The 17,161-nt window shown below is 68.5% G+C and carries 13 protein-coding genes; 8 read left to right on the forward strand and 5 right to left on the reverse strand.

Annotation, left to right across the window (positions count from 1 at the left end; all coding sequences use genetic code 11):
• Positions 1–193 precede the first annotated feature (193 nt).
• The 4 genes from ACF3M1_RS05160 (at position 194) to ACF3M1_RS05175 (ending at position 4,291) form a co-directional block, all read left to right on the forward strand.
• Positions 194–1,693 carry an MFS transporter gene (locus ACF3M1_RS05160; RefSeq protein ID WP_394004530.1) on the forward strand — a complete coding sequence of 500 codons (1,500 nt, stop codon included), beginning with the start codon at positions 194–196 and terminating at the stop codon, positions 1,691–1,693.
• Entirely contained in the window at positions 1,690–2,742 is a 1,053-nt protein-coding gene (locus ACF3M1_RS05165; RefSeq protein ID WP_394004532.1) for a glycoside hydrolase family 43 protein, read from the forward strand. The genes ACF3M1_RS05160 and ACF3M1_RS05165 overlap by 4 nt, the downstream gene beginning before the upstream one ends.
• Complete coding sequence (locus ACF3M1_RS05170; RefSeq protein WP_394004534.1) at positions 2,732–3,559, forward strand: aldose epimerase; 828 nt, start codon at positions 2,732–2,734, stop codon at positions 3,557–3,559. Before ACF3M1_RS05165 ends, ACF3M1_RS05170 begins: the two co-directional genes overlap by 11 nt.
• A gap of 288 nt (positions 3,560–3,847) precedes the next feature.
• The gene (locus ACF3M1_RS05175) at positions 3,848–4,291 is read left to right on the forward strand and encodes a DUF2628 domain-containing protein (RefSeq protein WP_394004536.1); all 444 of its coding nucleotides are present in this window, start codon (positions 3,848–3,850) and stop codon (positions 4,289–4,291) included.
• A gap of 973 nt (positions 4,292–5,264) precedes the next feature.
• On the opposite strand, the gene ACF3M1_RS05180 is transcribed toward ACF3M1_RS05175, so the two are convergent.
• From ACF3M1_RS05180 to ACF3M1_RS05195, 4 genes are read right to left on the reverse strand one after another with little or no spacing between them, the layout of a single operon-like run.
• Positions 5,265–5,597: a hypothetical protein gene (locus ACF3M1_RS05180; RefSeq protein WP_394004538.1), complete on the reverse strand. Its 333-nt coding sequence runs from the start codon at positions 5,595–5,597 to the stop codon at positions 5,265–5,267.
• Complete coding sequence (locus tag ACF3M1_RS05185) at positions 5,581–7,932, reverse strand: FdhF/YdeP family oxidoreductase (protein ID WP_394004540.1); 2,352 nt, start codon at positions 7,930–7,932, stop codon at positions 5,581–5,583. The genes ACF3M1_RS05180 and ACF3M1_RS05185 overlap by 17 nt, the downstream gene beginning before the upstream one ends.
• A complete protein-coding gene (gene fdhD / locus ACF3M1_RS05190) occupies positions 7,929–8,801 on the reverse strand; it encodes a formate dehydrogenase accessory sulfurtransferase FdhD (protein ID WP_394004542.1) in 873 nt (290 codons plus the stop codon). The genes ACF3M1_RS05185 and fdhD overlap by 4 nt, the downstream gene beginning before the upstream one ends.
• A gap of 53 nt (positions 8,802–8,854) precedes the next feature.
• Complete coding sequence (locus ACF3M1_RS05195) at positions 8,855–10,540, reverse strand: OFA family MFS transporter (protein ID WP_394004544.1); 1,686 nt, start codon at positions 10,538–10,540, stop codon at positions 8,855–8,857.
• 208 nt (positions 10,541–10,748) lie between these two features.
• Between ACF3M1_RS05195 and ACF3M1_RS05200 the strand changes: the two genes are divergently transcribed.
• The 3 genes from ACF3M1_RS05200 (at position 10,749) to ACF3M1_RS05210 (ending at position 12,995) form a co-directional block, all read left to right on the forward strand.
• On the forward strand, positions 10,749–11,822 hold the full coding sequence (locus ACF3M1_RS05200) for a substrate-binding domain-containing protein (RefSeq protein ID WP_394004546.1): 1,074 nt from the start codon (positions 10,749–10,751) through the stop codon (positions 11,820–11,822).
• A gap of 358 nt (positions 11,823–12,180) precedes the next feature.
• Positions 12,181–12,585, forward strand: coding sequence for a fluoride efflux transporter CrcB (gene crcB / locus ACF3M1_RS05205; protein WP_394004548.1), 405 nt, complete (start codon positions 12,181–12,183; stop codon positions 12,583–12,585).
• Complete coding sequence (locus ACF3M1_RS05210) at positions 12,582–12,995, forward strand: fluoride efflux transporter FluC (protein ID WP_394004549.1); 414 nt, start codon at positions 12,582–12,584, stop codon at positions 12,993–12,995. The genes crcB and ACF3M1_RS05210 overlap by 4 nt, the downstream gene beginning before the upstream one ends.
• Positions 12,996–13,295: 300 nt before the next feature.
• On the opposite strand, the gene ACF3M1_RS05215 is transcribed toward ACF3M1_RS05210, so the two are convergent.
• Positions 13,296–15,107 (reverse strand): DUF885 domain-containing protein, encoded by a 1,812-nt coding sequence (locus ACF3M1_RS05215; RefSeq protein WP_394004550.1) that lies wholly within the window; start codon positions 15,105–15,107, stop codon positions 13,296–13,298.
• Positions 15,108–15,338: 231 nt separating this feature from the next.
• On the opposite strand from ACF3M1_RS05215, the gene ACF3M1_RS05220 reads away from it, so the two are divergent.
• Complete coding sequence (locus ACF3M1_RS05220) at positions 15,339–16,970, forward strand: TldD/PmbA family protein (protein WP_394004551.1); 1,632 nt, start codon at positions 15,339–15,341, stop codon at positions 16,968–16,970.
• Positions 16,971–17,161 lie beyond the last annotated feature (191 nt).

A 17,161-nucleotide genomic window follows, 5' to 3' on the forward strand; every position in this document is an offset into this window, starting at 1 on the left:
GCGTTGTCTCCCCACGGTCTGTCCCGGCGCTCCGGCGTCGGGGCGGGCCGTGCTTTTCCCACCGGCATCGTGAGCCTGCCGGAACCGTCCGTACCTTCGCGGTGCATGCGGTGCCGGACGGCCGTCGATGTCCATGCGCCTTCCACCGTGTCCGCGCCTGCGGCCACGGCATTCCCACGGGTGCCACGCCGCAATGAATTCCGCCTCTCCCTCCCGCGCCACCGAAGTGCTGTCCGTCCGCGAAAAGCTCGGCTACAGCCTGGGCGATCTCGCCGCCAACCTGATCTTCCAGACCCTGGTCACGTACCTGGCGTTCTTCTACACCGACGTCTACGCACTGCCGGCCGCAACGGCAGCCACGATCATCTTCGTCGTGGGCCTGCTCGGCGCGTTCGTGTTCACGCCGATCATCGGCCTGCTGGCCGACCGCACGCACACACGCTGGGGCAAGTTCCGTCCCTGGATCCTGTGGACCGCGGTGCCGTTCGGCGCGCTGGCACTGCTGGCCTTCAGCACGCCGGATCTCGGCGAACGCGGCAAGGTGATCTACGCCCTGGTCACGTACACGCTGCTGGTGCTGGTCTACGGTGCCAACAACCTGCCGTATGCGGCCCTGAGCGGCGTGCTGACCGGCAACATGGACCAGCGCAACAGCCTGTCGTCCTATCGCTTCGTCGCGGTAATGGTGGCGCAGTTCGTGATCCAGGTGCTGCTGCTGCCGATGGTGCTGATCCTCGGTGACGGCGATCGCGTCCGCGGCTTCGAGCAGGTGATGACGATCTTCGCCGTCGTCGGTACGGTGTTCTTCCTGATCACCTTCCTGACCACGCGCGAGCGCATCGTGCCCGCGCAGACCCAGTCCTCGGGGGTGATGCAGGACCTGACGGATCTGGCGCGCAACCGTCCGTGGCTGATCATGCTGGCGCTGACGGTGCTGGTGTTCGTCACCCTCGCGCTGAAGGGGGGCATGACGATCTACTACTTCCAGTACTACCTCGACGCCGCCGCGCTCGCCGCGTTTCTGCAGGGCACCGGCTTCAATGCCTTCATCGCCGGCCTCAACGCCACGCTGACCGGCGCGGGCCTGGCCGGCTTCCAGTGGCCGGAGGACGCACCGACCTCGGCCTTCAGCCTGTTCAATGCCGGCGGCATCATCTTCATGATTCTCGGCATCGGCCTGTCGCGACCGCTGGCCGACCGCTTCGGCAAGCGCGACGTGTTCGGCGGCGCGCTGTTCGTGGCGACGCTGTTCGTGCTGGCGTTCTATCTGTATCCACCGGACGCGATCTGGCTGGTGTTCGGCTCGCAGATCCTGCATGGCTTTTTCTACGGCATCACGATTCCGCTGCTGTGGGCGATGATCGCCGACGTCGCCGACTACTCGGAATGGACCAACCACCGGCGTGCGACCGCGATCATCTTCTCGGCGATGCTGTGCGGTCTGAAGGTGGGCTTGAGCATCGGCGGCGCGCTGGTCGCCGGCATCCTCGCGCACTACGGCTACGCGACCGGCGGGGGTGCGCAGTCGTTCGCGGTAACCGACGGCATCCGGCTGGCGATCAGCCTGTACTGCTCGATCCCGTTCCTGCTGGCGGTGGGGCTGCTGTTCTTCTACCGGATCGACAAGACCATGGAGACGCGTCTGGAGCGCGAACTGGCCGAACGGCGCGTCGCGGCGGAGGTGGGCGCATGAGCGCGCATTCCGCACCGGCGCCGGCCGACGACGCGCAGGGCGACGCCGCGCTGTCGGCGGAGCTGGAAACGCTGGCTGGCAAGGCGATCTCGGCGCCGCTGGTCACCCACATCTACACGGCCGATCCGTCCGCGCACGTGTTCGACGGGCGGCTGTACATCTATCCCTCGCACGACATCGATGCCGGCACGCCGTTCGACGATGAAGGCGGCCACTTCGGCATGGAGGACTACCACGTGCTGCGCATGGACTCGCCCGAAGGCGAAGCCGTTGACTGCGGCCTGGCGCTGCACGTGGGTGACGTGCCGTGGGCGAAGCGCCAGATGTGGGCGCCCGATGCTGCGCATCGCGACGGTCGCTACTACTTCTATTTCCCGGCCAAGGATGCCGACGACATCTTCCGCATCGGCGTAGCGGTCGGCGACCGTCCCGAAGGTCCGTTCACGGCGCAGCCCGAGGCGATGGCGGGCACGTACTCGATCGATCCGGCAGTGCTCGACGACGAGGGCACGCACTATCTGTACTTCGGCGGGATCTGGGGCGGGCAGCTGCAGAAGTACCGTGACAACGTCCGCGATGCCGCGCATGAGGAGCCCGTCGGCGACGCGCCTGCGCTCGGCGCGCGGGTCGGGCGCTTGCGCGCGGACATGCTCGAACTCGATGAGCCCACGCGCGAGGTGGTGATCCTCGACGAGCACGGGCAGCCGCTGCGCGCCGACGACGACACGCGGCGCTTCTTCGAAGGCCCGTGGGTGCACAAGCACGCCGGGCGCTACTACTTCTCGTATTCCACCGGCAACACGCATCTGCTGTGCTACGCCGTGGGCGACACCCCGTATGGGCCGTTCACCTATCAGGGCGTGATCCTCAAGCCGGTCGTCGGCTGGACCACGCACCACTCGATCGTCGAGTTCGACGGCCGCTGGTGGCTGTACTACCACGATGCGCTGCACTCGGGCGGCGTGACCCATCTGCGCACGTCCAAGGTCACCGAGCTGCATCACGACGAGGACGGGCGGATCCGCACGATCGATCCCTATGGTCGATGACCCGGGGGACGGCGCACTGGCGCCACTCGCCGCGGGACCGCGGCTCGACATCGAATGCGGCGCGCTGCAGGTCAGTGTCGCGCCCGGCGCGGGCGGCCGCATCGCACAGATCGTGCAGGCCGGCGAGGCCCAGCTGATCGGTCCCGACGACGGTCACCCGCAGACGATCGCCTGGGGCTGTTATCCGATGCTGCCCTGGGCGGGACGGGTGCGGAACGGGCGCTTCCAGTTCGACGGGCGCGACCATCAACTGACGCCGAACCTCGGCCCGCATGCAATCCACGGCGTCGGATTCGCGCTGCCGTGGCAGGTCGAACTGCACACGGCGGACTGCATCGTCCTGTCGCTGCAGTTGCCGCGCGACGCGCGCTGGCCGTTCGGCGGCATCGCGCGCCAGACGATCCGCGTGATGCCGCGTTGCCTGCGGCTGACCCTGGGCCTGCAGGCCGAAGACCACGCCATGCCGGCAGTGATCGGCTGGCATCCCTGGTTCCGCAAGCCGGACCGCATCGAATTCGCACCCGCCGCGGTCTACCCCCGCGATGCGGAGGGCATCGCCACGCGACCGCTGGCGCCGCCGCCTCCACCGCCCTGGGACGACTGCTTCACCGGGGCCGATGGTGCCGTGCTCCATCGTGGCGGACAGCGCGTCGCGCTTACATCCGACTGCAGCCACTGGGTGGTCTTCGACGAGACCGCGCACGCCACCTGCATCGAACCCCAGTCGGGTCCACCTGACGCCTTCAGCCTCGAGCCTTGTCGACTGGAGGCGGGGCAGGCGATGACGCGCTGGTTCGAGATGACCTGGAGCCGCTGACGCCAGGGCAATCCCTGACGGCCGCGGGCCGCCGGCCCGCGGTGGCGCCCGTCCGGCGTCCTATCGACGCGGCAACGCGTGTGCGGAGCCTGCCGGAGGCAGCGGTCCTCACGCCATGGCCCGACGCGGGTGGACCGTCATGCGAACCCGATGCACGCGGATGCCATCGAACGGATCGGAGTCGCCTCCGTCGTCTGGCGCAGCGCCGGGGCAGCGGATAGTCTTCGAACACCCCGCGCGGCCTGGGGCCGGTTGTGCCGGGACGCGTCCACACTGAAAGGACTCTCCGTGAGCGATCCCTACAATTCGCATGGAACAGCCGCGCCTCCCGTCTCGCCCTATGCGCCGCCCGCAGCTGTTCTGCAGGCGACGCCGGATCCGATCTCGCGGCTCGCGGTGTCGGAGACGTGGAAGCGCCGGTTCCGCCTGATCGAACGGGCAGGCGGGCCGGCACTCCCCGATTTCCGCTCGCTTCCGGCGAAGGAGCGCTTCGGCCTCAACTTCAATTTCCTGGCGTTCTTCTTCGGTCCGATCTATTACCTGATCAAAGGATTGTGGCGGCAGGCGGTGGTCTACCTGGCCTGCGCGGTCGCGCTGGTGATCGTGTTCGAGCTGATGGGGCTCGGACGGTTCGCGCGCGGAGTGGGCTACGGTGTCGCGGCGCTCTACGCGATGCGCGCGAACGTCAGCTACTACCGGCGGGTCGTGCTGGGTGATGCGCCCTGGTTCTGAGACGCCGCGGTCCCTCCGCCTGTCGAGTTCCGCATTGACTGTGACATGCGGCCCGCCAGGCGACGCGATCTCCAGCGCGGCGAACGGCGCCGGTGTTGGCGGCGGCTTGCGGGACGTCCACCGGACCCGGTCTAGGCAAGCGCCGCCTTCGAGTGGGGAGCGGACCATCGCGCGGACGGTCCATGCGCACGACGTGGCCCCGTTTCCGGGCGCCTGCCCGGGCAGGCGCCCAGGCGCGCCGGAGTCGCCGGTGTCTGCGGCCTGAGAACATCCGGTGGGTGCCCGACGCAAGCAGCCCGCGTCCCGACACGACATGAGCCGCGCCAGGCGCGGCTCGCATCGCGCTGGACGGAGACAGTCGGCGACCCGCCATGCACCGTGCTCGTCCGGCGTCGACACGGGCTCGACACCCAGCGACCGCCCGCGTGCGTGCACCGCAGGACAGCCCCGCTGTCGGCGACGATCTCGAACGTAGGCGGCGGCGATGCATCGAGGGGCACGCCATGGCGGAGTCAGTGGTGACTGCACACGCGCGTGCGCGGATCAAGTGGGCCGCGCAGCTGCGTCTGTCGTGTTGATCAAATAATGACCAGTGGTATCGACGCCGCCTCGAAAGCGGACTCCGTGCGGTTATCCACATGTTTGTCATCAGACGATCCACACCCGATGTGGACAACGCCACCGAGGGCGCTTCACGACGCCCCGTCAAGTCGCCGGACATGCGACGACCGGATGCATCGAAGCCGCGATCCGTCGTGCGTCATGTCGCCGGCGACGGCCATGCAGCGGATCAACCCGCACGGCGCGCGCGGCTGCACATCGGCGTGCGCAGATCAAGCGGGGATCGAATCCGTTTCGATTGCGGTGGTGAAGAAATAGCCAGCGCATCGGCGCCGCCTTGCAGGCGGATCGGTGCGGCTTATCCACATGTTTGTCATCAGACGATCCACACCGGATGTGGACAACGGCGTGACTAGCCGCGCGTTGGCGGCGCGTCAACGTCGGGCTGTAGGTCGCTCGCGTGCGATGCCGGCAGTATCTCCGCCGCATCGAGCGAGCGCGCCATCGCGCGGCCGGCGTCGGTGAGCTGCGCCAGCGTGCGCTCGCCGTCCTCGAAGGTGCGTACCCAGCCGGGGCCGTGCGTGTCGCCGATCGCGTCATCGCCCAGATAGGCGAGGGTGCGCAGCAGCACGCTCATGCGCACGCCCAGGCGCTTGCACAGCCGCGGCAGCGACGTCCCGTCGGGCGCTGCGGCCAGTTCGACCAGCAGCGCTTCGAGCAGGGCTTCCTCAGCGGACGACGGCATGGATGTCGCGCTGGCGCGGCACGTGCGCGCCGACGTCGGCGACGTGCGGGGTGACGATGACCGGCACCGATTTCGACGTCGGCGTCCGCGATTCGTCGGCGAAGCTCGACAGCGGCACCAGCGGATTGGTCTCCGGGTAGTACGCCGCCAGGCAGCCGCGCGGGATGTTGTATTCGACCAGCATGAAACGCGGCGCCTGCCGGCGCACGCCGTCGTCGCAGATGCTTTCCAGGTCCACCCAGTCGCCGGCCTGCATCCCCAGCGCGGCGATGTCGTCGGCATGTGCGAACAGGACGCGGCGCTCGCCGAACACACCGCGGTAGCGGTCGTCGAGGCCGTAGATCGTGGTGTTGTACTGGTCGTGAGAACGCGTGGTCGCCAGCGTGAATACCGGCTGCGTGCCGTGCGTGCGGCGCGCGCGATGGATCGGATTGTCGGTCGGTACCGGGCAGGCGAAGAACACCGCCTTGCCGGCGGGGTTGACCCAACGACGGTCGCGCGCGGTGTTCGACAGGCGGAAACCGCCGGGCACGCGCACGCGCGTGTTGAAATCGCGGAAGTCGTCGAATGTCATCGCGATCATGTCGCGGATGCGGTCGTAGTCCTCGATCGCGCCGAGCCAGTCGATCTTCGAGCGCGCGCCGAGCGTGGCGTGCGCGAGGCGCGCGACGATCGCCGGTTCCGACAGCAAGGTGTCCGAGGCCGGCGGATTGATGCCCGACGACAGGTGCACCATGCTCATCGAATCCTCCACGGTCACGCCCTGCGGGCCACCGGCCTGGATGTCGATCTCGGTGCGTCCCAGGCACGGCAGGATCACCGCGTCCCGGCCGTGGACCAGATGGCTTCGGTTGAGCTTGGTGGTCACGTGCACGGTCAGGTCGCAGCGGCGCAGGCCGCGCGCGGTGGCCTCGGAGTCCGGCGTGGCGATGGCGAAGTTGCCGCCCATGCCGAAGAACACCTTGGCGCGGCCGTCGATCATCGCCTCGATCGCGCCGACGGTATCGAAGCCGTCCTCGCGCGGCGGCTCGAAGCCGAACACGTCGCGCACGCGGTCGAGGAAGGCGGCCGGCGGCTTCTCGTAGATCATCATCGTGCGGTCGCCCTGCACATTGCTGTGCCCGCGCACCGGACACGCACCCGCGCCCTCGCGGCCGAGATTCCCGCGCAGCAGCAGCAGGTTGACGATCATGTTGATCGTCGCCACCGAATGCTTGTGCTGGGTGATGCCCATGCCCCAGCACGCGATGACGCGTTCGCTGGTCAGATACAGCTCGCCGGCGCGGCGGATCTGCGCCTCGTCGAGGCCGGATTCCTCGATGATCACGTCCCACGGTTCGGCCAGCACGTCGGCGGCGAAGCTCTCGAAGCCGGTGGTGTGTTCGGCGATGAAGGGCTGATCGAGCAGGGACGCACCGCCGTTGCCGGTGGCTTCGACGTCGCGTTCGAGCACGTGCTTGATCATGCCTTTGATCGCGGCGAGGTCGCCGCCGATCTTGAGCTGGAAGTAGTCCGACGAGATCTGCGTCGAGCCGTTGGTCGCCATCTCCAGCTTGTCCTGGGGATCGGCGAAGCGCTCGAGCCCGCGCTCGCGCAGTGGATTGAACGAAACGATCTTCGCGCCGCGGCGCGCCGCCTCGCGCAGTTCGCCCAGCATGCGCGGATGGTTGGTGCCCGGGTTCTGCCCGAAGATGAAGAGGCCGTCGGCGTGCTCGAAATCGTGCAGCGACACCGTGCCCTTGCCGACGCCGATCTGCTTCTTCATCGCGGTGCCGGACGACTCGTGGCACATGTTCGAGCAGTCCGGAAAATTGTTGGTGCCGTATTCGCGCACGAACAGCTGGTACAGGAACGCGGCTTCGTTCGAGGTGCGGCCCGAGGTGTAGAAGATCGCCTCGTCGGGCGAGGGCAGGGCGTTGAGGTGCCCGGCGATCAGCGCGAAGGCCTCGTCCCAGCTCACCGGCACGTAGTGGTCGGTGCCCGCGTCGTAGCGCATCGGCGTGGTCAGCCGGCCCTGCTGCTCGAGCCAGTAATCGCTGTACTCGGCCAGCTGGGCGACGCTGTGCTTCGCGAACAGCTCGGGGCCTGCGCGGAACTTGGTCGCCTCGGCGGCGACGGCCTTGGCGCCGTTCTCGCAGAACTCGAAGGTCGAGGTGTGGTCGCGATCGGGCCAGGCGCAGCCGGGGCAGTCGAAGCCGTCGGGCTGGTTCGCGCGCAGCAGCGTCTTCGCGCCGCTGATGGCGATCTTCTGTTCACTCAGGTGCCGGGCGACGCTCTTCAGCGCGCCCCAGCCGCCGGCCGGGCCGTCGTAGGTGCGGATCGTGTCGTTGCTCATGATGTGGAGTTCCTGCCTGGGCGCGCGGTCGCCGGCGCATCGGCCGGTGGGGGCAGCAGCCGCTGCGCGTGGGTGTACACGGCCTGCCCGTCGTCGCGGGCGAAACCGATCAGGGTGAGACGGGCGCGGTCGGCGAGCGAGATCGACAGCGCGGTCGGTGCGGAGATTGCGGCCATCAGCGCGATGCCGACGCTGGCCGCCTTCATCGCCATCTCGTAACTGGCGCGGCTGGTGACGACGAGAAAACCGTCGGCGGGGTCGAAGCCATCGGTGTGCAGCGCGCCGATCAGTTTGTCGAGCGCGTTGTGGCGGCCGACATCTTCACGGGCGAGCCGCAGCGTGCCGTCGAGCGCGGCCCAGCCTGCCGCATGCGTGGCGCCGGTGAGCGCGGCGATCGACTGGGCATCGCGCAAGGCCCGCAGCGCCCGCGAGAGCGCGTCGGGCGACACGCGGACATCCGCCTCGACCGGCGGCGGATACCGCAGCGCCGCTTCCAGCAGTTCGCTGCCGCAGACGCCGCAACCGCTGCGTCCGCTCATGCTGCGCCGACGCAGCGCCAATGCTTCGGCGCGCTCATCGGGAATCCGCAGGCGGATCTCGATGCCTTCGATGAAGTGCTGGATGCCGTCGATCGCCACATCGCCCGGCGCCGCGACGATGCCTTCGCTGAGCGCGAAGCCGCGCGCGAAATCCTCGAGATCGGCGGGTGTCGCCATCATCACCGCGAACGGCACGTCGTTGTAGACGAAGGCCACCGGCACCTCTTCGGCGACATGGTCGTCGAGGTGCTGCAGCGTGCCGTTGCGCCAGCGGTCGACCGCGCGCCGCACGGCGCCGGTCGGAGTGTCGATGTCGGAAGTCGGAGTCATGGGGCGAGGGTAGCGGCGGCCACCTGAAGCGGCCGCCGGTGCCGGGCGGGGCCTCAGGTGAACAGCACCAGGGCCTTCTGCAGCGTGACCCACATGCCCCACAGCAGCGGCAGGCCGACCGCGGCCCAGCATGCCGCGACCAGCAGCGGGTTGCCGCCGCTGCCGATGCGGTCCATTTCGGCTTCGGAGATCAGCGATTTGCCGCTGGCGTCGACCTTCTCGTGGGCCAGTTGCTTCTCGTGCGCGAGTTCCTCGGGCGTCATGAAGTGCTTCGGATTCACCGGGCGCACCAGCAGGTTGCACACCAGGCCCAGCACCAGCATGCCGGCGAGGATGTACATCGTGGTGTTGTAGACCTGCGACGGCGGCATGCCGAGACCCAGCTGGTATTCGCGCATGTAGCCCACGACCACCGGTCCGAGGATGCCGGCCGTGGCCCAGGCGGTGAGCAGGCGGCCGTGGATCGCGCCGACCATCTGCGTGCCGAACAGGTCGGCCAGATACGCCGGCACGGTGGCGAAGCCGCCGCCGTACATCGACAGGATCACGCAGAACGCGGCGACGAACAGCGCGATCGAGCCCGCATTGCCGAGCGTCGGCGCGGCGGCGTAGAGCGCGAAGCCGAGCACGAAGAAGATCGTGTAGGTGAGCTTGCGGCCGAACTTGTCCGACATCGAGGCCCAGAAGAAGCGCCCGCCGATGTTGAACAGGCTGAGCAGGCCGGTGAAGCCGGCCGCGATCGCCGCGATGGCCGCGAGCTGGGTGCCGTCGAGCTCGCCGAAGCCGGCATCGATGCCGATCAGACGCCCGCCGAACATCTCCTGCAGCATCGGCGAGGCCATGCCGATCACGCCGATGCCTGCCGAGACGTTGAGACACAGCACGCCCCAGACCAGCCAGAACTGCGGGATGCCCCAGACCTTCTTCACGTGGACGTGGCCGCGGGTGATCATCGCGTTGTCGCTGGCCGGCGGCGGCGTCCAGCCCTTGGGCTTCCAGCCGGTCGGCGGCACGCGGTAGCCGAACGCGCCGGCCATCATGAAGACGAAGTAGACGATCGCCATCACCACAAAGGTTTCCTTGACGCCGACCGAGGTCGGGGTCGCGAAGTGGCGCATCAGCATGTCGGCCAGCGGGCTGCCGATCAGCGCGCCGCCGCCGAAGCCCATGATCGCCATGCCCGTCGCCATGCCGCGGCGGTCGGGGAACCACTTGATCAGCGTCGAGACCGGCGAGATATAGCCCAGGCCCAGACCGATGCCGCCGATCACGCCCGAGCCCAGCCACAGCATCCAGATCTGATGCAGGTGCACGCCCAGTGCCGAGATCAGCAGGCCGCCGCACCAGCACAGCGCCGAGACCACGCCGGCCTTGCGCGGGCCGGCGCGTTCCAGCCAGCCGCCCCATATCGCCGCCGAACAGCCCAGCAGCACGAAGAACAGCGTGTACATCCAACCCAGCTCGGACACCCGCCAGTCGCAGCTGGCCGAGGTGATGCGCTCGAAGAAGCCCATCTCCGGGCCGCAGGTCAGCGGGGCATCGATGCCGATGGCCATCGACAGCGGCAGCCAGAACACGCTGAACCCGTAGGCCATGCCGATGCACAGATGGATCGCCAGTGCGGCCGGCGGCACCAGCCAGCGGTTGAAACCGGGCCTGGCGATGATGCGTTCCTTCGACAGCAGGCTGCCTTCGGGCGCGCGGCTGGCGGGATGCGTGGTGGTGGAGCTGTTGGCCATGAAATCCTCCCCGGTTCGATGCGCCGAAACGCGATGCAGCCGCCGACGTATGTTCTCGACGACATATTGGCTGCGACAAAGTGTCGCAACCCTACGCCGGGACCGGTTGCGGAGCCAGTTCCATTGGTCGAATATCCGGCTATCGAAAGCATATTGAACCTGCGTCCGGGCCGCGCTGCCCCGCAACACGGCCACGAGGAGTCCGCGCATGTACAAGGTCCGCATCCAGCCCCGCTGGGAGCTCGAAGGCGCCGATGGCGCCCGCCTGCCGGCGCATCTGGTCGAGCTGCTGGTCGCGGTGCGGGCGAGCGGCTCGCTGGCGGCGGCCGCGCGCACGATCGGCCTGTCCTACCGCTATGCCTGGGGCCAACTGCAGGAGGCGCGTGCGGTATTCGGGCAGCCGTTGCTGCGGATGACCCGGGGCCGTGGGGCCAAGCTCACCGCGATCGGTGAACGCCTGGTCTGGGCCGACAACCGCATCGCCGCACGCCTGTCACCGATGCTCGACAGCCTGGCGACCGAACTCGAAGCCGAGCTCGAGCGCACCGTCAGCGCGCATGCGACGCCGCTGCGCGTGCACGCCTCCCACGGCTTCGGCGTGGAGGCGTTGCGCCGCACGATGGCCGAGGCCGACCTGCCGCTGGATCTCAAATACCGCAGCCCCGACGACGCGCTGTCGGCGCTGCGCAGCGGGGCCTGCGACATCGCCGGCCTGCATCTGCCGATCGGTGAACTGGAGCCGGTGTTGTTCGCGCACTATCGCGACCGGCTCGACCTCGATGCCGACCGGGTGATCCATCTGGCGATGCGCCGTCAGGGCCTGGTGCTCGCGCCGGGCAATCCGCGGCGCATCGAGACCCTGCAGGATCTCGAACGGCCCGACATCCGCATGATCCACCGCCAGCCCGGCTCGGGCACGCGGCTGCTGCTGGAGGCCATGCTCGCGCGTCACGGCATCGCGTTCGAGCGCATCCGCGCCTGCGACGTCGAGGAACTCACGCATGCGGCGGTCTCGGCCTACGTCGCCAGCGGCCTGGCCGACGTCGGCTTCGCGCTGGAACCGCCGGCGCGCAAGTACGGGCTGGATTTTTTCCCGCTGATTACCGAGCACTACTTCTTCCTGTGCCACAACGACGTGCTCGACGCCGGCCGCCTGACCGATCTGCTGGCGCTGCTGCGCAGCGATCGTTTCCGCCGCGAACTCGGCCTGTTGCCGGGCTACGACCCGAGCTACTGCGGTCGCGTGCATACCCTCGCCGAGGCGTTTGAGTCGGCGCGTTGAGCGTGCACGCGGGTGACCGCCACGTCGCGTTGCTCGCTTCGGGTCCGCGTCAGCGCCATGGCAGCCCGATGCGCCGTGCAGCACCCGATGTGCGATCTCTGCGCCTGTGAAGCATCGCGTGTCGCGCGCCGCTTGCGCAGCAGGCAACAGGGCCCTGGATACGCAACAAACGAGAACGTTTGATCCGCGCCCGTGGCCCAGCGCGTGACACGCGGCCGGTGGTGCGCTTCAGTGCCCTCGCGTGATCGAGACCGTCGCATCGCTGCCACGTGGCCGGTTGTCAGCCTGTCGCACGGGGCGTAGCGTGCGGCGGCGCGCTGCATTGCACGCGCGCAACGACGTGGATCACGGAGACGGCATGCACTGGGCACTGCAACTTCTGGGTATGGCGATCGGCGGCGCGCTCGGCGGCGCGGCGCGGTTCTGGCTGTCGGGCCGGATCGCGCGCCGGATCGGCGAGGCGTTTCCCTGGGGCACGCTGGTGGTCAACCTGACCGGCGCGTTCGCGATCGGCGTGCTGGCCGCGCTGCTGGCGGACCGTTCCGCCCAGGCGGTGCTGCAGATGTCGCTGTGGACCGGGCTGGTGATCGGCGTGCTCGGCAGCTACACCACCGTGTCCTCGTTCTCGCTGCAGACGCTGGCGCTGCTGCGCGACGGCGACTATGCACGCGCTGCGGGCAATGTCACCGCGTCGGTGATCGGATGCCTGGCCGCGGTGTCGGCCGGTTATCTGCTGGTGCTGCAGCTCTGGGGTCGCGGATGAGTGCCGGGCGTGTCTATGCGGCCGTGATGCTCGGCAGCGCGCTGGGCGCCGTTGCGCGCTTCGGGTGCTCGCTGGCCGTGCTGCATCTCGCGGGACCGGGATTTCCCTGGGGCACGTGGGCGGTCAACGTGGTGGGCTCGTTCCTGATCGGTCTGTTCGCCGCGGCGACCGGGCCAGGCGGCCGGATCGTCGCGACACCGGCGCAGCGTCAGTTCCTGCTGGCCGGATTCTGCGGCGGGTTCACCACCTTTTCGGTCTTCAGCCTGGAAACGCTCGTCCTCGTCGAGGCCGGCGCATCGGGGCTGGCCGTCCTCAACGTCGTCGCTTCGCTCGCAGCGTGGCTGCTCGCCGTCTGGGCCGGCCACGCTGTGGGCGTACGTCTCGGCGGGCGGGGATCAGGCGCACAGTAAAGCCGCCCGGTCTGCTGCCGGCCACGCTCGGTCATCGAACGCGTCGGCAGCTCGCGTCCGGGACGCGCGCCGCGTCCAGCCCCGCGCCGCGGGGCATCCATGACAGTCACCGCGTGTCCGATCGGCGCGTCGCTGCTGATACGCCCCGATCGTCCAGCGGGTGGCCACACCTTCAGCCATCGGCTCGCTGCGGCCGCCATGCGGTCGGGATAGCGATCGTGCCTGTGCGCACACCGGCGCACGATCGCACCGTCCGACGACGCCGGCGGATCGTTGTGATCCGCGCGACGCGACGACGCGTTACTCGATCGTTTCGTCCAGCATCAGCTGACGCGCGAAGCGCACCGGCGGCGCGCCCTGGGCGAGCATGGCGTCGTGGTACTGCTTGAGGTTGAAGGCCTCGCCGGCCTTGGCTTCCGCCGCCTTGCGCGCGTCGAAGTGTTCCTGCGCGCCGACAAAATAGGTGGCGAGCTGGGTCGACGACAGTTGCGCGCGGATCCACTTGCCTTCGGCTTCGCTGGTCTGCTGGAAGGTCTGGCGGACCATCAGGTCCATCGCCTGTTCCTTGGTCCAGTTGTCGACGTGGATGCCCTGGTCGAGGATCGCGTTGGCCACTGCGCGCGCATAGAACTTCAGCTGCATCAGACGGAACAGCGGATCGTTGTCGGCGTAGCCGGCGTCGGCCATCATCCGCTCGGTGTAGACCGCCCAGCCTTCGGCGAACGGGCCGGAGCGGAACACCGCACGCAGCGTCGAGGGATGGTTCGCCGAGTGCGCGCCCTCGAGGTAATGGCCGGGCATCGCTTCGTGGATCGTGAGCACGTGGATCATGTGCTTGTTGTATTCGCGCAGGAACGAATCCACCTGAGCATCGTCCCAGTCGTCGGGAATCGGCGAGATCGCGTAGTACGTGTCCAGGCCCTTGTCGAGCGGACCGGGTGAGTCGCAATAGGCCACGGCGACACCGCGCTGGAATTCCGGCATCAGGATGATCTTGACCGGATCGTCCGGCACGGTGACCAGGTCGTGCTGGCGGGTGAATTCGGTGGCGACCTCCAGCGTGTGCCTGGCGAACTCGACGACCTCGTCGCGGCCCGGCTTGTCGGCATAGGCGACTTCCATCGCCGCTTCGATCGCGGCCTGGCGCTGGTCTTCGCTCGGCTGCGCCGGGGTGTCCGGTGCACCGTCGCGATCCTTCAGCACGGCCTGGGCGACGACATACATCTCGTCGCGGATGCGCACGAGTTCCGCTTCCGCGCGCTGGCGGATGTCCTGGCGGCTGAGCGAGGAATTGAGCGCGAACTTCAGCTTGCGGTCGTAGGTGTCGGCACCGATGCGGAACTCGCCCTTGGCGTTGGGCACCAGCGTGCCGTCGAGCCAGGCCTGGTGTTCGTCGACGGCGGTGCGCAGCGTCGTGACCGCGGCGTCGAGGCGCGCGCGGGCCTCGCCCTGCAGCTGCCCGGCGTTGGGCGTGATGAAGGTGTCGATCAACGCGAGCACACCGCGGTTCTGCGCCGCGACGGTGCGCGCATGGGTCGGCGGCACGCGCGCCGGATCGAGGTTTTCGCGGGCCTGGGCGAGCAGGGCGGGGATCTTCTCCATGCGCGCGGTCGCCGAGACCAGGCGCTCGGGCATCGGTGCGAAATCGCGCGCCATCAGGCCGTAGATCGCGCCACCGGCGAGTCCGCTGTAGATCTGCGGGTCCCACACCGCGCTCTGCAGCGTCTCGGCGTCCCAGATGCCGTATTCGAGCGTGTTCTTCAGGATCAGTGCGTCGACGTGATTCTCGCGCGAGAGTGCGGCGAACTCGATCGCGTCGAGCTCGGCGAGCATGCGCCGGTAGAACGCGGTCGAGGCCTCGCGCCCGGCAGGCGACAGATCGTCGACCTCGGCATCGAAGCGGTGGTCGCCGATCTGCGTGGCCGAGATCGGCGACACGCGCATGGCTTCGTCCAGGTAACGCTTGGACAGGTCCGCGAACGCGGCGTCGGCCTGCGACGGTGCGGTGGCGGCCGCGCCGGCTTGCGCGGTGGCGGGCGTCGTGGGCGCCTCGCGGTTGCAGCCGGCGAGGGCGGCGGTGAGCACGGCAACGGCGAGCAGGGAACGGCGCATGTGGAAGCTTCCGGCAGTCGGGACAGCGGGCAAGCATAGGCGCGTACACCCGGCGATGCCTGTGCCGATCGTGCCGGATTGCGCTGTAGGCGCGCGCTCGCGCGCGATGAGTCTTGGCCGTTAGCGCCCTGTTCGCGCGCCAGCGCGCTCCTACAGGAATCGGATTTGACGCATGTGCCACGCGCAACCAAGAATCGGGTGCTGTGCGGCCATCGCCGCGGGGAGAGTGCAATGCGGCGTCGCGACTTCATGGCCTGGGGCGGAATCGGCATGGGCAGCCTGCTGTTGCCCGGCGGCATCGGACGCGCGATCGCGGCCGAGGAGCTGGCCAGTACGCTCGATCCGGCGCTGAAGAAGCGTCTGGCCGACGTGGCGCTGCAGGCTTCGCGCGACGGCGGTGGCAGCTATTGCGATGTGCGCATCGGCCGCTATCTGCGCCAGTACGTGATGACCCGCGAAACGCGCGTCGAGAACGTCGTCAACGAGGAATCGACCGGCGTCGGCATCCGCGTGATCGCCAACGGCGCCTGGGGGTTCGCCGCCACGCGCGCGCTGGATCCCGACAGCATCGCCGAGGCCACGCGCCAGGCGCTGGCGATCGCGAAGGCCAATGCGCGCATCCAGACCGAGCCGGTGCAACTGGCGCCGGTGCGCGGCGTGGGCGAGGTGGCCTGGGCCACGCCGGTGCGCCGCAACGGCATGACCGTGCCGCTGGAAGAGAAGGTCGCGCTGTTGATGGACGTCAATGCGGCCGCGACCGCGGAAGGCGCGGACTTCGTCAGCTCGCGGATGTTCCTGGTCAACGAGCAGAAGTATTTCGCCAGCACCGAGGGGTCGTACATCGACCAGGACGTGCACCGGATCTGGGCGCCGTTCACCGTCACCGCGGTCGACAAGGCCAGCGGCAAGTTCCGCACCCGTGATGGCCTGTCGGCGCCGATGGGCCTGGGCTACGAATACCTGACGCCCGATCCGTCCCAGCGTTTCGAGCTGCCCGGCGGGGTGATCGCCTACGGCCAGGCTTACGACATGCGCGAAGACGCGGCCGCCGCGGCGCGCCAGGCGCGCGAGAAGCTCACCGCACCGGCCGTGCAGCCGGGCCGCTACGATCTGGTGCTCGACCCGTCGAACCTGTTCCTGACGATCCACGAGAACGTCGGCCACCCGCTCGAGCTCGACCGCGTGCTCGGCTACGAGGCCAACTACGCCGGCACCAGCTTCGCCACGCTCGACAAGCGCGAGGAGGGCTACCGTTGGGGCAGCGACATCGTCAACTTCGTCGCCGACAAGGTCCAGGCGGGCAGCCTCGGTGCGGTGGGCTATGACGACGAAGGCGTGCCGTGCAAGCGCTGGGATCTGGTCAAGGACGGCATCCTGGTCGATTACCAGGCGACGCGCGACCAGGCGCACATCCTCGGCAAGACCGAATCCGACGGCTGCAGCTACGCCGATGCATGGTCGAGCGTGCAGTTCCAGCGCATGCCCAACGTCTCGCTGGCGCCGGGCAAGACGCCGCTGACGGTCAAGGAGATGATCGCCGACGTCGAGCGCGGTCTGTACATCCACGGCCGCGGCTCGTACTCGATCGACCAGCAGCGCTACAACGCGCAGTTCGGCGGACAGCTGTACTACGAGATCAGGAACGGCGAAATCGCCGGCATGGTCGAGGACGCCGCGTATCAGATCCGCACGCCGGAGTTCTGGAACGCGTGCTCGGCGATCTGCGACGCACGCGACTTCCGCCTCGGCGGCTCGTTCTTCGACGGCAAGGGCCAGCCGAGCCAGGTCTCGGCGGTGTCGCACGGCTCGTCGACGACGCGCTTCGACGGCATCAACATCATCAATACGGCGCGGAATATTTGACCATCCGCATCGCCAGAACTCGTCATTCCCGCGAAGGCGGGAATCCAGTGACTTTGTCTTTTTGGCAAATGTTACGGAAGACGCTGGATTCCCGCCTTCGCGGGAATGACGGGCTGAGTGGTGCGGGGACGCATGTGTCGTGTTCTATGCCGAAAGTCACTGGACGCTGTACACGCATCGCGTCAAGAATC

It is taken from the genome of Luteimonas sp. WGS1318 (genome assembly GCF_043187535.1).
Lineage (GTDB): Bacteria > Pseudomonadota > Gammaproteobacteria > Xanthomonadales > Xanthomonadaceae > Luteimonas.

Excerpts from the sequence above, each read along its gene's own strand:
- ACF3M1_RS05160 (WP_394004530.1), top strand. The coding sequence starts at position 194 with ATGAATTCCGCCTCTCCCTCCCGCGCCACCGAAGTGCTGTCCGTCCGC.
- ACF3M1_RS05165 (WP_394004532.1), top strand. The coding sequence starts at position 1,690 with ATGAGCGCGCATTCCGCACCGGCGCCGGCCGACGACGCGCAGGGCGAC.
- ACF3M1_RS05170 (WP_394004534.1), top strand. The coding sequence starts at position 2,732 with ATGGTCGATGACCCGGGGGACGGCGCACTGGCGCCACTCGCCGCGGGA.
- ACF3M1_RS05180 (WP_394004538.1), bottom strand. The coding sequence starts at position 5,597 with ATGCCGTCGTCCGCTGAGGAAGCCCTGCTCGAAGCGCTGCTGGTCGAA.
- ACF3M1_RS05185 (WP_394004540.1), bottom strand. The coding sequence starts at position 7,932 with ATGAGCAACGACACGATCCGCACCTACGACGGCCCGGCCGGCGGCTGG.
- fdhD (WP_394004542.1), bottom strand. The coding sequence starts at position 8,801 with ATGACTCCGACTTCCGACATCGACACTCCGACCGGCGCCGTGCGGCGC.
- ACF3M1_RS05195 (WP_394004544.1), bottom strand. The coding sequence starts at position 10,540 with ATGGCCAACAGCTCCACCACCACGCATCCCGCCAGCCGCGCGCCCGAA.
- ACF3M1_RS05200 (WP_394004546.1), top strand. The coding sequence starts at position 10,749 with ATGTACAAGGTCCGCATCCAGCCCCGCTGGGAGCTCGAAGGCGCCGAT.
- crcB (WP_394004548.1), top strand. The coding sequence starts at position 12,181 with ATGCACTGGGCACTGCAACTTCTGGGTATGGCGATCGGCGGCGCGCTC.
- ACF3M1_RS05210 (WP_394004549.1), top strand. The coding sequence starts at position 12,582 with ATGAGTGCCGGGCGTGTCTATGCGGCCGTGATGCTCGGCAGCGCGCTG.
- ACF3M1_RS05215 (WP_394004550.1), bottom strand. The coding sequence starts at position 15,107 with ATGCGCCGTTCCCTGCTCGCCGTTGCCGTGCTCACCGCCGCCCTCGCC.
- ACF3M1_RS05220 (WP_394004551.1), top strand. The coding sequence starts at position 15,339 with ATGCGGCGTCGCGACTTCATGGCCTGGGGCGGAATCGGCATGGGCAGC.